The organism is Streptomyces sp. NPDC018026, assembly GCF_044327745.1.
Classification (GTDB): domain Bacteria; phylum Actinomycetota; class Actinomycetes; order Streptomycetales; family Streptomycetaceae; genus Streptomyces; species Streptomyces rubrogriseus.
The window spans coordinates 788333-810460 of the sequence record NZ_JBIRFY010000001.1 but is presented as its reverse complement, the minus strand read 5'-3'; the positions used below and the strand labels follow the sequence as shown (position 1 = coordinate 810460).

At 72.2% G+C, this 22128-nt stretch carries 18 protein-coding genes; 11 read left to right on the top strand and 7 right to left on the bottom strand.

What is annotated here, in order from left to right:
• Positions 1–8: 8 nt before the first annotated feature.
• From ACH4D3_RS03305 to ACH4D3_RS03295, 3 genes are all read right to left on the bottom strand, one after another.
• The gene (locus ACH4D3_RS03305; protein WP_398315796.1) at positions 9–1340 is read right to left on the bottom strand and encodes a M20/M25/M40 family metallo-hydrolase; all 1332 of its coding nucleotides are present in this window, start codon (positions 1338–1340) and stop codon (positions 9–11) included.
• Entirely contained in the window at positions 1333–2166 is an 834-nt protein-coding gene (locus tag ACH4D3_RS03300) for a M55 family metallopeptidase (protein ID WP_398315794.1), read from the bottom strand. Before ACH4D3_RS03300 ends, ACH4D3_RS03305 begins: the two co-directional genes overlap by 8 nt.
• Positions 2167–2298: 132 nt before the next feature.
• Entirely contained in the window at positions 2299–3021 is a 723-nt protein-coding gene (locus ACH4D3_RS03295) for a methyltransferase domain-containing protein (RefSeq protein ID WP_398315792.1), read from the bottom strand.
• 228 nt (positions 3022–3249) lie between these two features.
• Between ACH4D3_RS03295 and ACH4D3_RS03290 the strand changes: the two genes are divergently transcribed.
• A complete protein-coding gene (locus tag ACH4D3_RS03290; RefSeq protein WP_398315790.1) occupies positions 3250–3507 on the top strand; it encodes a hypothetical protein in 258 nt (85 codons plus the stop codon).
• Between the two features lie 26 nt (positions 3508–3533).
• Here the strand turns inward: ACH4D3_RS03290 and ACH4D3_RS03285 are convergent, their stop codons facing one another.
• The 3 genes from ACH4D3_RS03285 to ACH4D3_RS03275 all read right to left on the bottom strand — a co-directional run bounded on the left by ACH4D3_RS03285 (position 3534) and on the right by ACH4D3_RS03275 (position 9259).
• Complete coding sequence (locus ACH4D3_RS03285) at positions 3534–6038, bottom strand: SpoIIE family protein phosphatase (protein WP_398315788.1); 2505 nt, start codon at positions 6036–6038, stop codon at positions 3534–3536.
• 146 nt (positions 6039–6184) lie between these two features.
• On the bottom strand, positions 6185–8665 hold the full coding sequence (locus ACH4D3_RS03280) for an MFS transporter (RefSeq protein ID WP_398315786.1): 2481 nt from the start codon (positions 8663–8665) through the stop codon (positions 6185–6187).
• 150 nt (positions 8666–8815) lie between these two features.
• The gene (locus ACH4D3_RS03275; RefSeq protein ID WP_127892813.1) at positions 8816–9259 is read right to left on the bottom strand and encodes an SRPBCC family protein; all 444 of its coding nucleotides are present in this window, start codon (positions 9257–9259) and stop codon (positions 8816–8818) included.
• Positions 9260–9467: 208 nt separating this feature from the next.
• Here ACH4D3_RS03275 and ACH4D3_RS03270 point away from each other — a divergent pair, with 208 nt between their 5' ends.
• The 5 genes from ACH4D3_RS03270 to ACH4D3_RS03250 all read left to right on the top strand — a co-directional run bounded on the left by ACH4D3_RS03270 (position 9468) and on the right by ACH4D3_RS03250 (position 13655).
• On the top strand, positions 9468–10520 hold the full coding sequence (locus tag ACH4D3_RS03270) for an Rv2578c family radical SAM protein (protein WP_398315784.1): 1053 nt from the start codon (positions 9468–9470) through the stop codon (positions 10518–10520).
• A gap of 62 nt (positions 10521–10582) precedes the next feature.
• The gene (locus ACH4D3_RS03265; RefSeq protein WP_398315782.1) at positions 10583–10882 is read left to right on the top strand and encodes a putative quinol monooxygenase; all 300 of its coding nucleotides are present in this window, start codon (positions 10583–10585) and stop codon (positions 10880–10882) included.
• 179 nt (positions 10883–11061) lie between these two features.
• Positions 11062–12660, top strand: a complete 1599-nt coding sequence (locus tag ACH4D3_RS03260) for an alpha/beta hydrolase (protein ID WP_398315780.1) — start codon at positions 11062–11064, stop codon at positions 12658–12660.
• 60 nt (positions 12661–12720) lie between these two features.
• The gene (locus tag ACH4D3_RS03255; protein ID WP_210916930.1) at positions 12721–13119 is read left to right on the top strand and encodes a RidA family protein; all 399 of its coding nucleotides are present in this window, start codon (positions 12721–12723) and stop codon (positions 13117–13119) included.
• Positions 13116–13655 (top strand): GNAT family N-acetyltransferase, encoded by a 540-nt coding sequence (locus ACH4D3_RS03250; RefSeq protein WP_398315777.1) that lies wholly within the window; start codon positions 13116–13118, stop codon positions 13653–13655. Before ACH4D3_RS03255 ends, ACH4D3_RS03250 begins: the two co-directional genes overlap by 4 nt.
• A 48-nt stretch (positions 13656–13703) precedes the next feature.
• Here the strand turns inward: ACH4D3_RS03250 and ACH4D3_RS03245 are convergent, their stop codons facing one another.
• Positions 13704–14297, bottom strand: coding sequence for an adenylosuccinate lyase (locus ACH4D3_RS03245; protein WP_398315775.1), 594 nt, complete (start codon positions 14295–14297; stop codon positions 13704–13706).
• A gap of 385 nt (positions 14298–14682) precedes the next feature.
• Between ACH4D3_RS03245 and ACH4D3_RS03240 the strand changes: the two genes are divergently transcribed.
• The 5 genes from ACH4D3_RS03240 to ACH4D3_RS03220 all read left to right on the top strand — a co-directional run bounded on the left by ACH4D3_RS03240 (position 14683) and on the right by ACH4D3_RS03220 (position 22123).
• Positions 14683–16488 carry a 3-hydroxyacyl-CoA dehydrogenase family protein gene (locus ACH4D3_RS03240; RefSeq protein ID WP_398315773.1) on the top strand — a complete coding sequence of 602 codons (1806 nt, stop codon included), beginning with the start codon at positions 14683–14685 and terminating at the stop codon, positions 16486–16488.
• Positions 16489–16624: 136 nt separating this feature from the next.
• Entirely contained in the window at positions 16625–17440 is an 816-nt protein-coding gene (locus ACH4D3_RS03235) for a TetR family transcriptional regulator (protein ID WP_398315771.1), read from the top strand.
• Between the two features lie 334 nt (positions 17441–17774).
• Positions 17775–19118 carry a crotonyl-CoA carboxylase/reductase gene (gene ccrA / locus ACH4D3_RS03230; RefSeq protein ID WP_398315769.1) on the top strand — a complete coding sequence of 448 codons (1344 nt, stop codon included), beginning with the start codon at positions 17775–17777 and terminating at the stop codon, positions 19116–19118.
• An 18-nt stretch (positions 19119–19136) separates the two neighbouring features.
• Complete coding sequence (locus ACH4D3_RS03225; protein ID WP_398315767.1) at positions 19137–21164, top strand: protein meaA; 2028 nt, start codon at positions 19137–19139, stop codon at positions 21162–21164.
• Entirely contained in the window at positions 21161–22123 is a 963-nt protein-coding gene (locus tag ACH4D3_RS03220) for a CoA ester lyase (protein WP_127892804.1), read from the top strand. Before ACH4D3_RS03225 ends, ACH4D3_RS03220 begins: the two co-directional genes overlap by 4 nt.
• Positions 22124–22128: the final 5 nt, after the last annotated feature.

Genomic DNA, 22128 nt, shown 5'->3' with positions numbered 1-22128 from the left:
CGGGGTCTTTACGCCGTGCGCAGGAAACGGTCGAGGACATGGACTCCGAAGTGCAGCGCCTCGACCGGGACCCGTTCGTCCACGCCGTGGAAGAGCGCCTGGTAGTCGAAGCCCTCGGGCAGCTTCAGCGGCGCGAACCCGTATCCGGTGATGCCGAGCCGGGAGAACTGCTTGGCGTCGGTGCCCCCGGACATGCAGTAGGGCACGACGTGCCCCTCGGGCGCGAACTCCTCCACGGCCGCACGCATCCGGGCGTACGTCGGCGAGTCCACCGGCGCCTGGAGGGCCACCTCGCGGTGGACGAACTCCCAGTCCACGTCCGGCCCGGTGAGCCGGTCGAGGGTGCTGCGGAACTCGTCCTCGGCGCCGTACAGGAACCGCCCGTCGACGTGGGCGACGGCCTCTCCCGGGATGACGTTGACCTTGTACCCGGCGTCCAGCATGGTCGGGTTGCTGCTGTTGCGGACGGTGGACTCGACCAGCTTCCCGGCCTCGCCGAGCTTGTCCAGCAGCGCGTCGACGTCGCTCAGGTCGGTCTCGATGCCGTAGACGGCGGCGATCTCGGTCAGGGCCGCGCGCACGGTCGGGGTCAGGCGCAGCGGCCACTCGTGGTCGCCGATGCGGGTGATCGCGGCGGCGAGCCGGGTGACCGCGTTCTGACGGTTCACCTTGGAGCCGTGCCCGGCCCGCCCGCGCGCGGTGAGCTTGAGCCAGCCCGTGCCGCGCTCACCGGCGGCGATCGGGTAGAACTGCCGCCCGGCCCCGTCGTGGAAGGTGAACGCCCCGGACTCGCTGACGCCCTCGGTGCACCCCTCGAAGAGCTCGGCGTGCCGGTCGGCGAGGAAGCCGGAGCCGTCCTCGGCGCTGGCTTCCTCGTCCGCGGTGAAGGCGATCACCACGTCGCGCCGGGGCCGCACGCCGCGCCGGGCCCAGTCGCGGACGACGGCGAGGATCATCGCGTCCATGTTCTTCATGTCGACCGCGCCGCGTCCCCAGACGACGCCGTCGCGGATCTCCCCGGAGAACGGGTGCACGCTCCAGTCGGCGGCCTCGGCGGGCACCACGTCCAGGTGACCGTGGACCAGCAGCGCGTCGGCCGACGGGTCGGTGCCCTCGATGCGGGCCACCACGTTGGTACGGCCCGCGGTGCGCTCCAGCAGCGTGGGCTCGATCCCGGCCTCGGCGAGCCGTGCGGCCGCGTACTCGGCGGCCGGCCGCTCCTGGCAGTCGCCGCCACCGCGGTTGGTGGTATCGATCCGGATCAGCTCGGAGGTGAACCGGACGACCTCGTCCAGCGCCTGTGCGCCCGTGCCGGTGCCGGTGCCGGTCTGCTCAGCCATACTGCTCCTCCACCGCGGCCGAGACGATCGTCGTGACCGCCTTGAACGTCCGGATCGCCTCGAACATCGTGTCGTGGGTGTACGCCACCTTCCGCTCCCCGACCTGCGCCACCCCGGGCACCACGGTCGCGGCCGCCGCCAGGTGCTCGGCGTCGAACTCCAGGGCGAGGGTGAACGGTCCGCCGCTCACCGGCTCGTGCCGCACGGCGAGCGCGGCGGCCTCCTTGGCCGCGGCCCGGATGTCGGCGGCGGTCCTGGCGGGCGTACGGCACACGGCCGCGTACCGCGACACATGGTCCTTGACCGCGACCTTGCGCGCCTCGGGCGCGTACCCGAGCGCGTCCTCGCAGGCCACGTCGTCGCCGGTGACCAGCACCACGGGCACTCCGTACTCGGCGACCACGTGGGCGTTGAGCAGGCCCTCACTGGCCCGTACGTCGTTCAGCCAGACGCCGGTGAGCTGGTTGGCGAGGTAGGTGTGGGCGAGGACGCCCTCCATGCCGGCGCCCGCGTGGTACCCGATGAACGCGATGCCGTCCACGTCTCCGTGCTGGACGCCCTCCACCATGGACAGCGCCTTGTGCCGCCCGGTGAGCATCTCCGTGCGCTCGTCGAGCCGCTCCAGGAGGAGGTTGCGCATGCTCCAGTGCGCCTCGTTGACCAGCACCTCGTCGGCGCCGCCGTCGTAGAAGCCCAGCACGGCCGCGTTCACGTCCGAGGTGAACATCGACCGGCAGCGCTCCCACTGCGGCGTCCCCGGCAGCACGTCGGCCGGCCAGGTGACGCCGGTGGCGCCCTCCATGTCGGCACTGATGAGGATCTTCATGGCTCGAACCGTACGCGCTGCCCCGCCACCTCTGCCAGGGCTGTGGATAACCATCGGTGGTCTAGACCACCAAAAGAGCCCCGTACGGCCTACGAGCAGCGCTTTCCCGGAAGTCCCCGGAGATGCCGCGTGCTACGCGGTGCCCGCCACCACCCACGTCGACGGCAGCTCGATGCGGGTGCCGTCCGTCGTGTACTCCGTGGTGACCAGCGGGAGTTCACCGCTCGCCAGGACGCTGAGGCCCGCCGCGCGAAGGTACTCGGGAACCGCCTCGTCGGGGACGGCGCCGGGCGTCAGACCGTGGCGCAGGACGGGGGCGAGTTTGGCCGGCGGCCCGGCGGGCCCCTGGGCCAGGCCCATCAGGACGGTCTTGGCCTCCTGGGAGGGCTCGACCAGGAAGGCGCGACCGCGTTCGCCGAGGAGCGCGGCGAGGGCGTCGGCCAGGGGCTGCCGGTCGTCGGGCTCGCACTGGTGCAGGACGCCCCGAACGTACACGTTGGCGTCGCCCAGCTCCGCGTGCAGCGCCTCCGCCTCGGCCTTGTCGGCGGCGTCCAGCTGCCGGTACGCGGCCAGTCCGGCCGGGTCGGCGTGGCGGGCGTGGGCGAGGGCGGCGGCGGCCAGGTCGGCGCCGACGACGTGCGGGAAGCGCTCGGCGAAGTAGCGGGTCTGGGTGCCGTTGCCGCAGCCCAGGTCGATCAGCGGCAGGGCTGGGTCGGTCAGGTGCGGCTCGAAGTGGGCCAGGTGGCGACCGGCGGTCAGCGTCGGCTCCGCGTCCCAGAACACCGCCCCCCGGTCCCCGGAGGCCTCGTTCCAGAAGCCCTCCCAGGCGTCCCGGTACCGACTCGTCACGCTCATGCCCGTCTCCCCAGGTGCGACGACGTACGACCCGTCGGCGACGGGTCCGTACGGTGTATCGCGCCCGGCGCACGGCCACAAGCGCCGGGCGCATTCCTTCACCGGTAGTTCGCGCCGGGCGGATCCGGGCCACGGGCGGGTCGGCTAGATTACGTCGGCCGGCCGGGAAAGATGGGGCGGTCGGCCGGGGAAGAGGCGACGAGAGCGGTCATGGGAACGGGGGAGCACGTGGGTGTCGGAAGATATCGGGACATCGAGGTCGCGGACATGCCACCGGTGCTCGCCGCCGTCCTCGGCGTGCTCCTCCTGGGCGTGTTCTGCGGCGTCATCTGGTACCTCACCAGGCTCGACCACACGAAACTCAGGGACCCACGGGCGCGTGCGCGGGCCGAGCGGCGCAAGAAGAGCCGCCGCAGGCAGCAGGAGCTGCGCGCCCGGCGGGAGTCCCTGCAACGCAGGGCGGAACGGCGCCGCGACGAGGCCTGACACCTCGGCACCCGGGCGGCGCCGCGCTAACGGTGCCGGGCGGGCAGGGTCAGCTCGAACCACACCGTCTTGCCCGCGCCGGTGCGGCTGGCGCCCCATTCGCGGGCGAGGGTGCTGACCACGCGCAGACCGCGCCCGGTCTCGTCGCCGGGGCCCGCGCTCCTGAGCGTGGGCAGTTCGTGGTCGTCGTCGTCCACCTCGCACAGCAGCGTGTCGGCGCGCACCAGGCGCAGTGCGACGGGGCGGGCGTGGGAGTGGCGTACGGCGTTGGTGACGAGTTCGCTGACCATCAGCTCGGCGTGGGCCACCAGCTTCGGCAGCCCCCAGTCGTGGAGTTGCTCGCGGACCGCCGCGCGGGCGCGGCCCACCTCCGCCGGGTCGCGGGCGAGGCGCCACTCGGCGACGGCGTCGGGCTCGATGCCGGTCAGCCGGGCCATCAGCAGGGCGACGTCGTCCTTGCGGCCGCCGCCGGTGCCCAGGGCCCGGATGATGGTGTCGCAGGCGTCGTCCATGGAGGCTGCCGGGTGGGCGGCGGACTCGCAGAGGGTGGCGAGGCCGACACCGATGTCCTCGCCGCGCACCTCCACCAGGCCGTCGGTGCACATCACCAGCCGGTCCCCGGGCGCCACGGGGACACGCACCGACTCGAAGGGCACCCCTCCGACGCCGATCGGTGCTCCCGTCGGCAGGTCGGTCAGCTCGCTGGCGCCGTCCTCGGCGCGCACCAGGACGGGCGGGATGTGGCCGGCGTTGGCGAGGTGCAGTTCCCCGGCGATGGGGTCGTAGACGGCGTACAGGCAGGTCGCCAGGTGGGTGTCGCCGAGCCGCTGGGCGAGGTCGTCGAGGTTGCGCAGGAGCTGGGCCGGGGGCAGGTCGAGGCCGGCCATGGTCTGGACGGCGGTGCGCAACTGGCCCATCATCGCGGCCGAGTTGAGACCGTGCCCCATGACGTCGCCGACGACGAGGGCGGTGCGGGCGCCGGGCAGCTTGACCGCGTCGAACCAGTCGCCGCCGACCCGGCCGAGCAGCGTGCCCGGCAGGTAGCGGGTGGCGATGTCGCAGCCGGCCAGGCGCGCCGGGATGTGCGGGAGCATGCTGTCCTGGAGCGTCTCGGCGACGTTCTCCTGGTGGGTGTACATGCGCGCGTTGTCCAGGACGAGGCCCGCGCGGGCGGCGAGTTCGGCGCCGGTGACGCGGTCCATGTCGTTGAAGACGGGCCGCTCCGGGTGCCGCAGCAGGATCATGAAGCCGAGGACGACGGTGCGTGCCTTCAGCGGCACCAGCAGCATCGAGCGGCCCGTGATGAGCGGCCGGATGTCCCGCTTCTCGAACTGGGAGGCGATGGCGTGGCCCATCTCCTCGGTGATGCGGGGCACCAGGACCGGCTCACCGGTGGTCATGCACTGGAAGAAGGGGGTGTGCGCCGGGAAGGGCATCGCCTCGCCGACCGGTACGACGTCGTCCCAGCGGCCGGGTTCGTCGGTGTGTTCCAGGGCGACCCGATGCCACATCGTCGTCGTGTCGGGCACGCCGTCGGGGAAGCCCTCTCCGGCGACGACCTGTTCCCGCAGATAGGTGCCGGCGACGTCGGTGAAGCGCGGGACGACCGCCCGGCTCACCTCGACGATGGTCCGGGAGAGGTCCAGCGAGGTGCCGATCGCGCCGCTGACCTCGTTGAGGAACTCCAGGCGTTCGCGGACCGCGGTGTACTCCAGGTCCTCGGCCTCGTCCCGCAGGTCGTCCGGGACCGGTTCACCGGCCGCCAGCGCCCGCGCGGCCCGTTCGCGGCGCGCCCGGCGCTCGGCCCGCCGGGGCACGCCCCAGTCGGGGGTGACGGGCACCCGGTCGTTCCGGCTGAACTCCAGGACGGGGTAGCCCAGTTCGAGCACCTGCGCGACGATGCGGGCGCTTTCGCCGACGCTCATGCTGGGCAGGATCTCGGGGAGTCGGCGGGCGAGTTCGTCGGCGCCGGGGAAGTCGGTGTGCAGGGCGAATCCGGGGGCCATCCGCTCGACGACGGCCGGCCCCGCGCCGTCGTCGGCCGCGTCGGCGCAGTCCCGCCGCAGCCCGTCCGCGTCGGCGGCCAGCACGAGCAGCCGCTCCGGACCGGGTCCCACCAGGGGGTAGGCCCACCAGAGCACGTCGACGCGGTCGTCGGCCCGCACGGTCAGCCGGGCCCGGCCCGCGGCGGGGTAGGACAGCCGCCCGTCGAGGGAGGACTCCAGGCCGGGCCCCAGGCCGTCGTGGGCGGTGTACGAGCGGTAGGAGTCGTCGTGCCCGGCGCCGTCCGGCTCCGTGTCCTCGGGGAGCACGCCCGAGACGGGCAGCAGATCGGGGGCGGGCCGTCCGATCGCCTCTTCCTTGGGCAGGGCGAACAGCCGCCGTGCACCACGGCTCCAGTGGGAGACCAGTCCGTCGCGGTCCACCACGACGACGGCCAGCGGGACGCGGCCGGTCACGGGGTCGGCCGGCACGGTGCCGGGTCCGGCACGGTGGCCGGGAGGTGCGTCCCGCTCGGTGCCATGGTCCATGGCGTCAGGCCCTCTCTGCCCACGGCTCCGCAAGATCTGTGTCGCCGTCACCACCGTACGGGGGTGGCCGGTGACCATGTGCGGCATCGGGGGAATTGGTGGCGCGCGAACACACCGGCGCGCGCCCGCACGCCGGTGTGCCGGTCTCAGTCTTCGTGGCCGAGCTGCAGGTCGCGCTCCGTCCGGCCGCCGCCGGCCACCTGGAGCACGGTCGCGACCGGCGGGTATCCGGCCGCGATGACGGTGTACTCGCCGGACGACAGGTCGATGAACCGGAACGTGCCGTCCGGGCCGGTGGTGAGGGTGTCCACCACGTTGCCCGCGGCGTCGAGGAGCGTCACGCGCGCGTCCTCCACGGCCCGCCCGCCGCCGGCCCGCACGGTGCCGCGCAGCACGGCGCCGCCGGCCAGCTCGACGTCCTGGCGGGTCTCCCGGGCGGCCTGGACGCTGACCGGCAGCGCGGCCGGGCGGAAGGCGGGGGCGCTGCCTGCGAGGGTGTACTCGCCGGCCACCAGCTCCGTGATGACGTAGCCGCCCTCGCGGCCGCTGCGGGTGGTGGCGACGACCTCGCCGTGGACGTTGGTGAGGGTGACGGTCGCGTCGCGTACGGGGCTGCCGTCGGCGGTCACGACGCTGCCCGCGAGGCGTCCGGCACCGCCGAGGACCACGTCGAGTTCCACCGGGCGTTCGCCGACCGTGACCGAGACCGCCTGCGGCTGGTGGCCGCCGGCCGCGGCGATCAGGACGTACGCCCCGGAGCCGGGCGTGGCCAGCGCGTACCGTCCGTCGTCGCCGCTGGCACCCCGGCCGATCTGCTGTCCGCCGACGTCGATGAGGGTGAGCGCCGCGCGGGGCACGACGGTGCCGTCGGGGTGCTGCACCGTGCCGCAGACGGGGATGCCGCCGGCGTAGGGCGACCGGGCCGGCGGAACCTGCGCGGCCGGCTGGGCGGCCTGCGTCGCGTGCTGTGCGTGCGCCGCGTGCCGTGCGGTCTCCGGGTCGGTGACGGGGGCGTTGTGGGACACCAGGGGTTTCTCCTTGAGGAAGAGGGCGATGACGAGCCCGAGGACGAGCACCGGCACCAGGTAGAGGAAGATCCGCGGCATGGCGTCGGCGTACGCCGCGATGTAGGCGTCGCGCAGCGCCGGGGGCAGGGAGTGCACGAGCTGGGGGGTGATGGCCTCGGCGTCGGGGAGGTCGACTCCCGCTTCGGCGGGGATCCGGTCGGCCAGGGCGTCCGTGAGCCGGCCCGCGAAGAGGGTGCCGAAGACGGCCGCGCCGACGCTGCCGCCGATCTGCCGGAAGTAGTTGTTGGCGCTGGTGGCGGTGCCCAGGTCGGTGGGGCGCACCGAGTTCTGGACGGCGAGGACGAGGACGGGCATCACCAGGCCGATACCGGCACCGAGGACGGCCATCCAGATGCTGTAGTGCAGCCGGGACGTGTCGGTGCCGAGGCGGGAGAGCAGCCACATGCCGACGACGGACAGCGCGCTGCCGAGGATCGGGTGGATCCGGTAGTGACCGGTACGGCTGATGAGCTGTCCGGAGATGATCGAGGCGCCGACGACTCCGCCCATCATCGGCAGCATCAGCAGGCCGGACTCGGTGGCGCTGGCACCGTCGACCATCTGGAGGAAGGTCGGCAGGTAGCTGGCGGCGCCGAACAGGGCGACGCCGACGACGAGGCCGACCAGGGCGGTGACGTTGAAGATGGAGTCCCGGAACAGGCGCAGCGGGATCAGGGGTTCGGGCGCGAAGTGCTCGGCGACCAGGAAGAGCAGGGTGGCCGCGACCGCTCCGGCGCCGAGGCCGAGGATGACCCGCGAGTCCCAGTCGTACTCGGTGCCGCCCCAACTGGTGAGCAGTACCAGGCAGGTGGAGGCGGCGGCGAGCAGCACGGCGCCGAGGATGTCGAGGCGCGGCTTGACGCGCGGCCTGGGCAGCTTGAGGACGACGGCGACGACGGCCATGGTGACCAGGCCGAAGGGCACGTTGATGTAGAAGCACCAGCGCCAGGAGAGGTGGTCGGTGAAGTAGCCGCCCAGGAGCGGCCCGGCGACCGAGGCGAGTCCGAAGGCGGCGCCGATCAGGCCCATGTACCGACCGCGTTCGCGGGGCGGCACGATGTCCGCGATGATCGCCTGGACGCCGATCATCAGGCCGCCCGCGCCGACGCCCTGCACCGCGCGGAAGGCGATCAGCTGGTCCATGGTCTGCGCGCGTCCGGCGAGCGCGGAGCCGACGACGAAGACCAGGATGGCGAACTGGAAGACGCCCTTGCGGCCGAAGAGGTCGCCGAGCTTGCCGTAGATGGGCAGTCCGACGGTCGAGGTGAGCAGGTACGCGGTGATCGCCCAGGACATCTTCTCCAGGCCGTGCAGCTCACCGACGATCTTCGGCAGCGCCGTGGCGACGATCATCTGCTCCAGCGCGGCGAGCAGCAGCGCCAGCATCAGCCCGACGAAGACCAGCCGCACCCGGCGCGGGCTCAGTCCCGCGTCCCGCTCCCCGTCCGGCCCGGGGACGGGAGGCCCAGGAGGTTCCTGGGCCGCGACGACCGCCGCGACGACCGGTTCGTCCTGTGCGGGATCCCTTACCGGGTCCTGCACCAGAGTGATCCCGCCCACGTACCGCTCCCCTCGTCACACCTGCTCACATTTGCCGCCTGAGGCGACAACTGCGAACAAGTGCGACGAGTTACGGACGTACGGCTGGTTCGCGCGGAGATCACTCGAACCGGTGAGGCGGCCAACGGCCGCCCCCTGTCTGCCCTTTGGCTACTTCTCGACCTCGGCGGCGAGCTTGGCGAGCAGGGCGTCGTAGATCCGGGCGAGGCCCTTGGGGGCGAAGGTCTTCTCGAAGAAGCCGCCGACGCCGCCCGCACCCTGCCAGGTGGTGACCACGACGACCCGGGACTTGCCCTCGCCCGCCGGGGTGACCCGCCAGGTGGTGACCATGGAGGAGTTGCGGTCCTTCTCGACCAGCTCGCCGTCGGTCGGCTCGGTGACCTCCAGCAGGCAATCACGGACGCGCTTGCTGGTGGCCTGGAGCTTCCAGTGCACGAGGGTGCCCTCGCCGTCGCCGCCCTCCCGGACCTCGTACTCGCTGAAGTGCTCGGGCAGCAGCTTCTCGCGGGTGCCGCTGTAGTCGGCGAGGGTGTCGAACACCGTCTCCGCGTCCGCTGCGACGATCCGCTCCGTCGTCGCCTCGACCTGCGCCATCGGGTTCCTCCAGGGCCTGGTTCTCGGGTTCGGGGCAAGCCAACCACCCCGCCGCCCGGCCACCAAATCGGGGGGCGCGAAGCGACCCCGCGCGACTCGCCCGCAGCCTCGTCCGCACGGCTCGTCCACAGCCTCGTCCGTAGCCTCGTCCGCACGATCAAGGGAACAAGTGTTCTATTGTGTCGGCAGTGCTACCGAGGAGGCCTCAATGCGCTGGGAGAACCTCACGGACTCCGACCACGCCCGGGCGGCGGACACCGCGCTGTTCGGCGCGGACGCCGTCGTCACCCGCACGTTCGACACGCCCGAGTTCAGAGGCATCACCTTCCACGAGGTGCGGGCCCGCTCGATCCTGAACCGGGTGCCGGGGGCCTCGCGCATGCCGTTCGAGTGGACGGTGAACCCCTACCGGGGCTGCACGCACGCGTGCGTGTACTGCTTCGCGCGCAAGACCCACAGCTACCTGGACCTCGACACGGGGCTCGGCTTCGACTCCCAGATCGTCGTCAAGGTGAACGCGCCCGAGGTGCTGCGCCGCCAGCTGGCCTCGCGCCGCTGGCAGGGCGAACACGTCGCGATGGGCACCAACGTCGACTGCTACCAGCGCGCGGAGGGCCGCTACCGGTTGATGCCGGGCATCATCGAGGCCCTCACCGAGCGGGCGAACCCCTTCTCGATCCTCACCAAGGGCACGCTGATCCTGCGCGACCTGGACCTGCTGACGCGGGCGGCGCGGGTGACGGACGTGGGCATCTCGGTCTCGGTCGGCTTCACCGACGCGGAGCTGTGGCGCACCGTGGAGCCGGGCACCCCGGCCCCGGAGCGCCGGCTCGAGGTCGTCCGGGCCCTCGGCGATCGCGGCATCGGCTGCGGGGTGCTGATGGCACCGGTCATCCCCTTCCTCGGCGACGAACCGGCCCAGCTCAGGGCCACGGTGCGGGCCATCGCAGCCGCCGGCGCCACCTCGGTCACACCCCTGGTGCTGCACCTGCGTCCGGGGGCCCGCGAGTGGTTCATGGCCTGGCTCGGCCGGCACCACCCGCACCTGGTCCGCCGCTACGAACGGCTGTACGCGGACGGCGCCTACGCCCCGAAGTGGTACCAGCGCCGGATCACGCGTCAGGTGCACGACCTGGCCCGCGAGTACGGCATCGGTCCCGCGCGCGCGGGGATGCCGCGGAGGATCGCGGAGCCGGAGCACGCGCACCCGGCCGATCCCGCGCCCCCGGAGCCGGAGCCGGTACAGCTTTCCCTCATCTGACAGCCTCCGGGTACGCACTCCGGTCGAAGAAGTCGGCCTGCCCAGAGTGAAAGGGATCCTCCATGACCTACGGCTGCATCAATTCGATGAAGACCCGGCCCGGCTTCCGCGAGGAGGTGGTCTCCCTTCTGCTGAGCGCCGCCGACGGCCTGCGGGACGCCGGATGCGAGCTGTATCTCGTGGGCCTGTCCGACGACGACGAGACGACGATCTGGGTGACCGAGGTGTGGCGCACCCGGGAACATCACGACGCTTCGCTGGAGCTGCCCGGGGCGAAGGACGCGATCGGCCGGGCCATGCCGATGCTGACCGGGGAGTTCACCAAGCGGGAGATGTCGGTCGCGGGCGGGCTCGGGCTCTGACGGCACCGTGAGGCCACCCGGAGCGGCCGAGTAAGAGCATTGGAGGGCATCTTCCGACCCAATCGGGTCAAGTATGGACAGGTCTCGTTCTTCCGAAGGCGCTCCCCGGGACGATCCCGCGAGGACCGCGACCCGCGCGGACCGCAGCCCCGCCGTCCTGGGAGTCCTGGGAGAACGCCATGAGACAACGCGCAGCCGTGCTGTGCGGCGCCGCCGTCATCGCCGCCGGGACCGTCACCGCCGTCCCCGCCGACGCGAGCGCACCGCGGCCCACGCACCCCGCGCCCGCGTCGCCCGCGTCGCCCGCGGCGGGCCTGCACTGGGAGAAGTGCGCCACGGAGGACTACCCGACGCTCCAGTGCGCGTCCCTGAAGGTGCCGCTCGACCACGCGCGTCCGCGCGGGAGGCAGATCACGCTGGCGCTGTCCCGCGTCCCGCACACCGCCAGGACGTACCAGGGCCCCTTGCTGGTGAACCCCGGCGGTCCCGGCGGCAGCGGGCTGACGCTCGCCGGGTTCGTGGCGTCGTCGCTGCCCGCGAAGGTGGCCGCCCAGTACGACGTCATCGGCTTCGACCCGCGCGGCGTGGGCAAGAGCACCCCCGCGCTGGACTGTCTGCCGGGCCACTTCGACCCGGTGCGCCCCGACTCGCTGCCGGACACGCCGGACGTCGAGCAGGCCAACCTCGCCCGCGCGAAGTCCTTCGCCGACGCCTGCGGCGAGAAGTACGCGGACGTGCTGCCGTACATCGACACGGTCGACGCGGCGCGGGACGTCGACGCGATCCGCGCGGCGCTCGGCTCCAAGAAGCTCAACTACTTCGGCTACTCGTACGGCACCTATCTGGGCGCCGTCTACGCCAAGCTCTATCCCGACCGGGTGCGACGGCTGGTCCTGGACTCCGTCGTCGGGCCGGACGACGTCTGGTACGACGCCAACCTCAACCAGGACCTCGCCTTCAACGACCGCCACCGGGCGTTCCTGGCCTGGATCGCCGAGCACGACGCGGCCTACGGTCTGGGCAGCGACCCGGAGCGGGTCGAGGCCGCCTGGTACGCCATGCGGACGGCGCTGGCCGAGCGGCCGGCCGGCGGGAAGGTCGGCGCCTCCGAACTGGAGGACACCTACATGCCCGGCGGGTACTACAACGGCTACTGGCCCTACCTGGCCAAGGCGTTCGCCGCGTACGTGAACGACGAGGACACCGGCCCGCTGGTCGAGGCGTACGAGAACTTCGGCGCCCTGGACGCCTCCGGGGACAACGGCTACAGCGTCTACACCGCGGTGCAGTGCCGTGACGCCGCCTGGCCCCGGGACTGGGACGAGTGGCGCGACGACAGCTGGGACCTGTACGAGAAGGCGCCTTTCCTGGTGTGGAACAACGCCTGGTACAACGCGCCGTGCGCGTTCTGGCCCACGGGGTCCGGGCAGCCGGTGGACGTCGCCGGCGGCGACCTGCCCCCGGTCCTGCTGTTCCAGGCGACCGGCGACGCGGCCACGCCGTACGAGGGCGGTGTCGCCGCGCACCGGCTGCTGCGCGACTCCGCCCTCGTCGTCGAGGAGGGCGGCGGGAACCACGGCATCACGCTGAGCGGCAACGACTGCCTGGACGAGCACCTGGCCGCCTACCTGACCGACGGAACGGTGCCGCGCGGCGACGGTGGCGAGGCGGACGCGGTGTGCCCGGCGCTGCCGGACCCGAAGCCGCTGGAGTCCAAGGCCGCGTCCACGTCCTCGCGCGGTTCGACCCTGCACGCGCTGCTCGGCTTCCGCGGCTAGCCGTCCCGCTCACCCCGCCCCCGTCGGCGCGTTGTCAGTGGCGTGGTCCACGATGGACACATGAGTGAGCTGACCAGGATCCCCGCCCCCGAGGGCGTCGCGCCCGCCGCGCAGTACACCCATGTCGTCCTCGGCACCGGGCGGTTCGTGGCCGTCTCCGGGCAGCTCGCCCTGGACGAGGACGGCAAGACGGTCGGCGAGGGCGACCCCGCGGCCCAGGCCCGCCAGGTGTTCGAGAACCTGCGCCGGTGCCTGGCCTCGGCCGGTGCGACCTTCGACGACGTGGTGAAGCTGACCTTCTTCGTCACGGACATGGCCCACATGGGCGCGATCCGCGCGGCCCGCGCCGAGCACATACCCGACGACCGGCTGCCGGCCGCGTCGGCGGTGCAGGTGGCCGCGCTGGTCCGGCCGGAGTTCCTCATGGAGATCGAGGCGTTCGCGGTCGTGGCGCCGTGAGCGGCCCGCAGGCGCGCGTGCGGGTGCGGGAGATGGTCCTCGCGGACTGCGACCGCGTGGCCCTGATCCGCGTCCGTGGCTGGCAGAGCGCCTACCGGGGCCTGATGCCGCAGCAGCACCTCGACGCGATGGACCCCGCCGCCGACGCGGAGCGGCGTCGCGCCATGTTCGCCCTGCCTCCAGAGGGCGTGGTGAACCTGGTCGCCGAGGACGAGGGCGGCGAGGTCGTCGGCTGGGCCTGCCACGGTCCCTACCGGGACGGCGAGGTGCGCACCGCGGACGCCGAGCTGTACGCCCTCTACGTCGACGCCGGACGGCTCGGCACGGGCGTCGGGCGGACCCTGACGCAGGAGTCGGTGCGCCGGTGCGAGAGCGCCGGACACGCGCGCATGCTCCTGTGGGTACTCAAGGGCAACGCCCGCGCCCGGCGGTTCTACGAGCGGGCGGGCTTTCGGCCGGACGGCGCCGAGGAGCCCTTCGACGTCGACGGCGTCGCGGTGCCCGAGGTGCGGTACGCCCGGCCGCTGACCGGCTGACGGGACGTCACCACGAAGACCGGCACCGGCCCGGCACCGGCCGGTGCCTCACCGCTGCCCCGGGATGCGCGCCAGCGCCCGCACCGCCGCCTCGGCCAGTACCGGGTGGGCGAGGGCGTCGTTCAGGACGGGTGCGGCACGCTCGTCGCCGAGGGTGCCGAGACCCTCGACGCAGGCGAGCGCGACGCGCCGGTACGGGTCGTGCGGGCGCAGCCGCCGCTCCAGGGTGGCGATCAGCGCGGGCACCGACTCGGGGGCCCGCAGCTCGACCAGCAGTCGCACCGGGTGCAGGGCGTAGGCGACCCGCAGTTCGTTGGTGGCGAGGGCCGCGGCCGCCCGGGCGGTGCGCGGGTCGCCGAGGCGGGCCAGGGCATGTGCGGCCGAGGCACAGCGCGGCGGGTCACGGTGGTTGAGCAGCAGTACGAGTGACTCGAAGGCCCGCCGGTCCCCCGCCACCCCCAGCCGGAACGCGGCCAGTTCCCGGGCCCACAGCGGGTGTCCGGGCTCGGTGAGCACGGCGGCCAGTTCGTCCTGGTCCCCGGTCGCCACGAGCCGGTCGTACACGGCCGCGGCTTCCCGAACGCCCGACGCCGCCGCCTCGGCCCGTAAGCGCTCCGTGAGCGCCCGCAACTCTTCGTCCATGACACCGAGGTTAGGGGCGTCACACCCCGTCTGGGACGTACATCACGAACGTCGGGGGCTGGCGCGCTCGTTACCCGCGGGTTAACCTCAGACGAGCGGGTCACCCACCCGCAGCAACTCCTCACGGTGGTCTGGTGACGCAACCACCGGGAGGGCAGTCGGTCCGGTACCTCGGGTACCGCATCAGGACTCGGCCTCGGGACAGGGCCGGTCACAGGCCGCCGGGCGGGCGTGTGCGCGCCCTCCAGGACGGCACCGGGCGTGTGCGCGAGTCGGCCCGGCAGCACCCGCACTCCCTTCCTTCTCCTCCTTCTCACGCACCCGGTGCGCCCCACGGCGTACCCGGGCGTGCTTCCGTCGTCACCCTCATTCCTGGAGTCCCGCGATGGCCACTCCCCTGTCCGACACCCCTCTGTCCCCGCTGCGCACCGTCGCCGTCGTCGGCCTCGGCACCATGGGCACCGGCATCGCCGAGATCCTGGCCGGAGCCGGCCGCGAGGTCATCGGCATCGACGTCAGCGAGGCGCAGGCCGTCAAGGCGGTCGCCGCGCTGGAGTCCTCCACCGCCCGTGCCGTCGAGCGCGGGCGCCTGACCGGGCAGGAGCGCGCCGACGCCCTGGGCCGCGTCCGCACCTCCACCGACCTGCGGGCCGCCGCCGACGCCGACCTGGTGATCGAGGTCGTTCCGGAGTCGTACGAGATCAAGCAGCGGGTCTTGCGGGAGCTGGACGGGATCGTGCGTCCCGAGACGATCCTGGCGACCGGCACCAACGCACTGTCCGTCACGCGGCTCGCCGCCGACTCGGCCCGCCCGGAGCGGGTGCTCGGCCTGCACTTCTTCAACCCGGCGCCGGCGATGAAGCTGGTCGAGGTCGTCTCCTCGGTGCTGACCGCGCCCGCCGCCGTCACGGCCGTCACCGACCTCGCCCTCGACCTGGGCAAGGAGCCGGTCGCGGTCGGGGACCGGCCCGGCTTCGTCGCGGACGGGCTGCTGTTCGGCTACCTCAACCAGGCGGCCGCGATGTACGAGGCGAACTACGCCTCCCGCGAGGACATCGACGCCGCGATGCGGCTCGGCTGCGGACTGCCGATGGGGCCGCTGGCCCTGCTCGACCTGGTGGGCGTGGACACCGCGCGCACGGTCCTGGAGGCCATGTACGCCGCCTCCCGGGACCGTCTGCACGCCCCCGCCCCGATCCTGCGGCAGCTCAGCGAGGCGGGCCTGACGGGGCGCAAGGCGGGGCGCGGCTTCTACACCTACGAGGCGCCCGGCAGCGCGGTCGTCGTGCCGGACGCGCTGCCCCCTGCCGGGGACGGCGCCCCGGTCGCCGGGCGGCCGGTCCGCGCGGTGGGCGTGGCGGGCTCGGGCACCATGGCGTCCGGCATCGCCGAGGTGTTCGCCAAGGCCGGGTACGAGGTGGTGCTGGCCGCCCGCAGCGCGGAGAAGGCGCAGGGGGCCAAGGCCCGGATCGGGAAGTCCCTGGCCCGGTCGGTCGACAAGGGGCGCATGAGCGCCGAGGCGGCCGCGCGGACCCTGGAGCTGATCACTGCGACCGGCACGTACGACGACTTCGCCGACGTCGACCTGGCCGTGGAGGCCGTCGCCGAGGACCTGGAGGTCAAGCGGCAGCTCTTCGGCACGCTGGACAAGGTCTGCAAGCCCGGCGCGGTGCTGGCCACCACCACGTCCTCGCTGCCGGTCGTCGCCTGCGCCCGCGCCACCTCGCGCCCGCAGGACGTGATCGGGATGCACTTCTTCAACCCGGCCCCGGCGATGAAGCTGGTCGAGGTGGTCCGCACCGTGCTGACCGCCGACGACGTGCACGCCACCGTGCACGAGGTCTGCGCCAAGGTGCGCAAGCACGCCGTGGACTGCGGCGACCGGGCCGGGTTCATCGTGAACGCGCTGCTGTTCCCGTATCTCAACAACGCGGTCAAGATGGTGCAGGAGCACTACGCGACCCTCGACGACATCGACGCGGCGATGAAGCTGGGCGGCGGTTACCCGATGGGCCCGTTCGAGCTGCTCGACGTGGTCGGACTCGACGTGTCGCTCGCCATCGAGAAGGTGCTGCACCGGGAGTTCCGCGACCCGGGCCTCGCACCGGCGCCGCTGCTGGAGCACCTGGTGGCCGCGGGCTGCCTCGGCCGCAAGACGGGCCGCGGCTTCCGCGAGCATGCCCGCCGCTGAGCCGCCCGGCGACCGGCCGCGGTCCGAGGAGGACTGGGGCGGACTGCTCGATCCCGCCGGGTCTCCCCCGCCCCGCGCGGGCGGGGGAATCCCCGGTCACGCGCATGATTGCGCCCGCATGCAGTACGTTCGGGTCATGTCCCAGCCCGCCAAGTCCTCACGTACCTCAGCCACGTCCGACGCGCCGGAGAGCGCGGCCGGCAGCCGGGCCGCCGCCCAGCGGCTCAAAATGCGCCGGGAGCTGGCGGCGGCGGCGATGGAGCTGTTCGCGACCAAGGGGTACGAGGCGACCACCGTCGACGAGATCGCGGCCCAGGCCGGGGTCGCCCGCCGCACCTTCTTCCGCCACTTCCGCTCCAAGGAGGAGGCGATCTTCCCGGACCACGACGACACCCTGGTGCGGGCCGAGGCGGTGCTCAACGCGGCGCCCGCGCACGAGCATCCGCTCGACACGGTGTGCCGCGGCATCAAGGAAGTCATGAAGATGTACGCGGCCCGGCCGGAGATCTCGGTGGCCCGCTACAAGCTGACGCGCGAGGTGCCCACCCTGCGCGAGGCGGAGATCGCGTCGGTGGCCCGTTACGAGCGGCTGTTCACCCGCTATCTGCTCGGCCACTTCGACGAGCACGCGCCGGACGACGACGCGGGCGACGACCCGCTGCTCGCGGAGGTCGCGGCGTCCGCCGTGGTGACCGCGCACAACCACGTGCTGCGGCGCTGGCTGCGGGCCGACGGGCAGGGCGACGTCGAGGCCGAGCTGGACCATGCCTTCGCGATCGTGCGGAAGACCTTCGGCACGGGCATCGGGGCGGGCCGCAGCACGGCCTCCACCGCCCGCCCCGCCGCCTCCTCGGCCTCCGTGCGGGGCGAGGTTCTCGTGACGGTGGCGCGCACCGACGCGCCGCTGCACGAGGTCATGCGCACCATCGAGCAGGCGCTCAAGGAGCGCTGACCGCCCCCTCCGTACCGTTCCACGCTGTGACGACGGCCACCCACCGGGTGGCCGTTTTTGCATGTCGGCGCCCGTTTTTCCCCTTCGGCGGGAGATGATTCGATCGATCATCGCTCATCTGTCACGTAAAGATTTCATCTGAGAAGAGTTTCTGGCACTCAGTGCCTTGCGGGGTGACACGCGGTGTCATACGTTGAAGGTGTTCGGGCTGTCCCCGCACCTCATCCCCTGCGCGCCCGAACGCCTGCGTCACAGGCACACACCCTCACCTCAGCAGCACCGACGTACCCCTCAGCGCCCCTCCCTCAGGGCGCTCACCGCCGGAGGCAACACCGTGACCGTGAAGGACATCCTGGACGCGATCCAGTCGCCCGACTCCACGCCGGCCGACATCGCCGCACTGCCGCTCCCCGAGTCGTACCGCGCGATCACCGTGCACAAGGACGAGACCGAGATGTTCGCGGGCCTCGAGACCCGCGACAAGGACCCCCGCAAGTCGATCCACCTGGACGAAGTGCCGGTGCCCGAGCTGGGCCCCGGCGAGGCCCTGGTGGCCGTCATGGCCTCCTCGGTCAACTACAACTCGGTGTGGACCTCGATCTTCGAGCCGCTGTCCACCTTCGGGTTCCTGGAGCGCTACGGCCGGGTCAGCGACCTCGCCAAGCGCCACGACCTGCCGTACCACGTCATCGGCTCCGACCTCGCCGGTGTCGTCCTGCGCACCGGACCGGGCGTCAACGCCTGGCAGGCGGGCGACGAGGTCGTCGCGCACTGCCTCTCCGTCGAGCTGGAGTCCTCCGACGGCCACAACGACACGATGCTCGACCCCGAGCAGCGCATCTGGGGCTTCGAGACCAACTTCGGCGGCCTCGCGGAGATCGCGCTGGTCAAGTCCAACCAGCTGATGCCGAAGCCCGGCCACCTCAGCTGGGAGGAGGCCGCCGCTCCCGGCCTGGTCAACTCCACCGCGTACCGGCAGCTGGTCTCCCGCAACGGCGCCGGCATGAAGCAGGGCGACAACGTCCTCATCTGGGGCGCGAGCGGCGGACTCGGCTCGTACGCCACCCAGTTCGCCCTCGCCGGCGGCGCCAACCCGATCTGCGTCGTCTCCAGCGAGCAGAAGGCGGACATCTGCCGGGCGATGGGCGCCGACGCGATCATCGACCGCAGCGCCGAGGGCTACCGGTTCTGGAAGGACGAGAACACCCAGGACCCCAAGGAGTGGAAGCGCTTCGGCAAGCGCATCCGCGAACTGACCGGCGGCGAGGACATCGACATCGTCTTCGAGCACCCCGGCCGCGAGACCTTCGGCGCCTCCGTCTTCGTCACCCGCAAGGGCGGCACCATCACCACCTGCGCCTCGACCTCGGGCTACATGCACGAGTACGACAACCGCTACCTGTGGATGTCCCTGAAGCGCATCATCGGCTCCCACTTCGCCAACTACCGCGAGGCGTGGGAGGCCAACCGCCTCATCGCCAAGGGCAGGATCCACCCCACGCTCTCCAAGGTGTACTCGATGGAGGACACCGGCCAGGCGGCGTACGACGTCCACCGCAACCTCCACCAGGGCAAGGTCGGCGTGCTCTGCCTGGCACCCGAGGAGGGCCTGGGCGTGCGCGACCGGGAGAAGCGCGCCCAGCACCTCGACGCCATCAACCGCTTCCGGAACATCTGAGGGCGACGGAGTCCATACATGACTGAGCGCCAGAAGGACCGGCCGTGGCTCATGCGCACCTACGCCGGGCACTCCACGGCCGAGGCGTCCAACGAGCTGTACCGGCGCAACCTCGCCAAGGGGCAGACGGGTCTGTCGGTCGCCTTCGACCTGCCGACCCAGACCGGCTACGACTCCGACCACGTCCTCGCCCGCGGTGAGGTCGGCCGGGTCGGCGTGCCGGTCGCGCACCTCGGTGACATGCGCCGGCTGTTCCAGGACATCCCCCTGGAGCAGATGAACACCTCGATGACCATCAACGCCACGGCCATGTGGCTGCTGGCGCTCTACCAGGTCGTCGCCGAGGAGCAGGGCGCGGACATCACCAAGCTCCAGGGCACGACCCAGAACGACATCGTCAAGGAGTACCTGTCCCGGGGCACGCACGTCTTCCCGCCGGGGCCGTCGCTCCGCCTGACCACCGACATGATCGCGTACACGGTCTCCCACCTGCCCAAGTGGAACCCGATCAACATCTGCAGCTACCACCTGCAGGAGGCGGGCGCCACGCCGGTGCAGGAGATCGCGTACGCGATGTCCACCGCGATCGCCGTGCTCGACGCGGTGCGGGACAGCGGTCAGGTGCCGCAGGAGCGCATGGGCGACGTGGTCGGCCGCATCTCCTTCTTCGTGAACGCGGGCGTCCGCTTCGTCGAGGAGATGTGCAAGATGCGCGCCTTCGGCCGCATCTGGGACCGCGTCACCCGCGAGCGCTACGGCATCGAGGACCCCAAGCACCGCCGCTTCCGCTACGGCGTCCAGGTCAACTCCCTGGGCCTGACCGAGGCGCAGCCGGAGAACAACGTCCAGCGGATCGTCCTTGAGATGCTGGCGGTCACCCTCTCCAAGGACGCACGCGCGCGTGCCGTGCAGTTGCCCGCCTGGAACGAGGCGCTGGGCCTGCCCCGCCCCTGGGACCAGCAGTGGTCGCTGCGCATCCAGCAGGTGCTGGCGCACGAGAGCGACCTGCTGGAGTACGAGGACCTCTTCGAGGGTTCGAAGGTGGTCGAGGCGAAGGTCGACGAGCTGGTCGAGTCGGCATTCGCGGAGATCGGCCGCATCCAGGAGATGGGCGGCGCGATGGCCGCCGTGGAGTCCGGCTACCTCAAGTCGCAGCTGGTCGCCTCGCACGCCGAGCGCCGGGCCCGGATCGAGTCCGGCGAGGAGAAGATCATCGGTGTCAACGCCTTCGAGGGCACCGAGCCCAACCCGCTGACCGCGGACCTGGACACCGCGATCCAGACGGTCGACCCGGCGGTGGAGGCCCGCGTCGTCGCCTCGCTGCGGAACTGGCGCGACACGCGGTACCAGCCGCCCTTCAACCACCCGCGACCCTGCAAGGCGCTGGAGAAGCTGAAGGAGGCCGCGCGCGGCACCGGCAACCTCATGGAGGCCACCCTGGAGTGCGCCCGGGCCGGCGCCACGACCGGCGAGTGGGCCGGGGCGCTGCGCGAGGTCTTCGGCGAGTTCCGCGCCCCGACCGGCGTGTCCTCGGCGCCGGTCGCGGTCACCGCCGAGGAGGGTTCGGCCCTCTCCGAGGTGCGCCGCAAGGTGGAGCTGACGGCCAAGGAGATGGAGGTCGGCAAGCTCCGCTTCCTGGTCGGCAAGCCCGGCCTGGACGGCCACTCCAACGGCGCCGAGCAGATCGCCGTGCGGGCCCGCGACGCCGGGTTCGAGGTGGTCTACCAGGGCATCCGGCTCACCCCCGAGCAGATCGTGGACGCCGCCCTCGCGGAGGACGTGCACGCGGTGGGCCTGTCCATCCTGTCCGGCTCGCACGCCCAACTGGTGCCGGACGTACTCGAACGGCTCCGTGTGGCCGGTGCCACAGACATCCCGGTGATCGCCGGTGGCATCATCCCGAACGGTGACGCCGAGGAACTGCGGGCCGCGGGAGTGGCCGCGGTCTTCACCCCGAAGGACTTCGACATCACCGGCATCATCGGCCGGATCGTCGACGAGATCCGGTACGCGAACAAGCTCGACCCCCTGGAGGTCCCCGCATGACCACGGTCAACCGTCTCCGCCCCCGGCGTTCCTGCCTGGCGGTCCCGGGCTCGAACCCGCGCTTCCTGGAGAAGGCCCAGGGCCTCCCCGCCGACCAGGTCTTCCTCGACCTGGAGGACGCCTGCGCGCCGCTCGCCAAGCCCGAGGCGCGGCACACGATCGTCAAGTTCCTCAACGAGGGCGACTGGACCGGCAAGACCCGCGTCGTGCGCGTCAACGACTGGACGACCGAGTGGACGTACCGCGACGTCGTGACGGTGGTGGAGGGCGCGGGCCCCAACCTGGACTGCATCATGCTGCCGAAGGTCCAGGACGCCCAGCAGGTCGTCGCGCTCGACCTCCTCCTCACCCAGATCGAGAAGACGATGGGCTTCGAGGTCGGCCGGATCGGCATCGAGGCGCAGATCGAGAACGCGCAGGGCCTGAACAACGTCAACGAGATCGCCCAGGCCAGCCCGCGCGTGGAGACCATCATCTTCGGCCCGGCCGACTTCATGGCGTCCATCAACATGAAGTCCCTGGTCGTGGGCGAGCAGCCGCCCGGCTACCCGGCGGACGCCTACCACTACATCCTGATGAAGATCCTGATGGCCGCCCGCGCCAACAACCTCCAGGCGATCGACGGCCCCTACCTGCAGATCCGCAACGTCGACGGCTACCGCGAGGTCGCGCAGCGCGCCGCCGCCCTCGGCTTCGACGGCAAGTGGGTGCTGCACCCCGGCCAGGTCGAGGCGTCCAACGAGATCTTCTCGCCCTCCCAGGAGGACTACGACCACGCCGAGCTGATCCTGGACGCGTACGACTACTACACGTCCGAGGCGGGCGGCAAGAAGGGCTCGGCGATGCTCGGCGACGAGATGATCGACGAGGCCAGCCGCAAGATGGCGCTGGTCGTCTCCGGCAAGGGGCGCGCGGCCGGTATGCGGCGCACGTCCAAGTTCGAGATCCCGGAGGGCTGAGGGCG

Excerpts from the sequence above, each read along its gene's own strand:
- ACH4D3_RS03255 (WP_210916930.1), top strand. The coding sequence starts at position 12,721 with ATGAGTGAGCTGACCAGGATCCCCGCCCCCGAGGGCGTCGCGCCCGCC.
- ACH4D3_RS03245 (WP_398315775.1), bottom strand. The coding sequence starts at position 14,297 with ATGGACGAAGAGTTGCGGGCGCTCACGGAGCGCTTACGGGCCGAGGCG.
- ACH4D3_RS03295 (WP_398315792.1), bottom strand. The coding sequence starts at position 3,021 with ATGAGCGTGACGAGTCGGTACCGGGACGCCTGGGAGGGCTTCTGGAAC.
- ACH4D3_RS03240 (WP_398315773.1), top strand. The coding sequence starts at position 14,683 with ATGGCCACTCCCCTGTCCGACACCCCTCTGTCCCCGCTGCGCACCGTC.
- ACH4D3_RS03265 (WP_398315782.1), top strand. The coding sequence starts at position 10,583 with ATGACCTACGGCTGCATCAATTCGATGAAGACCCGGCCCGGCTTCCGC.
- ACH4D3_RS03260 (WP_398315780.1), top strand. The coding sequence starts at position 11,062 with ATGAGACAACGCGCAGCCGTGCTGTGCGGCGCCGCCGTCATCGCCGCC.
- ACH4D3_RS03285 (WP_398315788.1), bottom strand. The coding sequence starts at position 6,038 with ATGGACCATGGCACCGAGCGGGACGCACCTCCCGGCCACCGTGCCGGA.
- ACH4D3_RS03225 (WP_398315767.1), top strand. The coding sequence starts at position 19,137 with ATGACTGAGCGCCAGAAGGACCGGCCGTGGCTCATGCGCACCTACGCC.
- ACH4D3_RS03300 (WP_398315794.1), bottom strand. The coding sequence starts at position 2,166 with ATGAAGATCCTCATCAGTGCCGACATGGAGGGCGCCACCGGCGTCACC.
- ACH4D3_RS03235 (WP_398315771.1), top strand. The coding sequence starts at position 16,625 with ATGTCCCAGCCCGCCAAGTCCTCACGTACCTCAGCCACGTCCGACGCG.
- ACH4D3_RS03305 (WP_398315796.1), bottom strand. The coding sequence starts at position 1,340 with ATGGCTGAGCAGACCGGCACCGGCACCGGCACGGGCGCACAGGCGCTG.
- ACH4D3_RS03270 (WP_398315784.1), top strand. The coding sequence starts at position 9,468 with ATGCGCTGGGAGAACCTCACGGACTCCGACCACGCCCGGGCGGCGGAC.
- ACH4D3_RS03275 (WP_127892813.1), bottom strand. The coding sequence starts at position 9,259 with ATGGCGCAGGTCGAGGCGACGACGGAGCGGATCGTCGCAGCGGACGCG.
- ACH4D3_RS03220 (WP_127892804.1), top strand. The coding sequence starts at position 21,161 with ATGACCACGGTCAACCGTCTCCGCCCCCGGCGTTCCTGCCTGGCGGTC.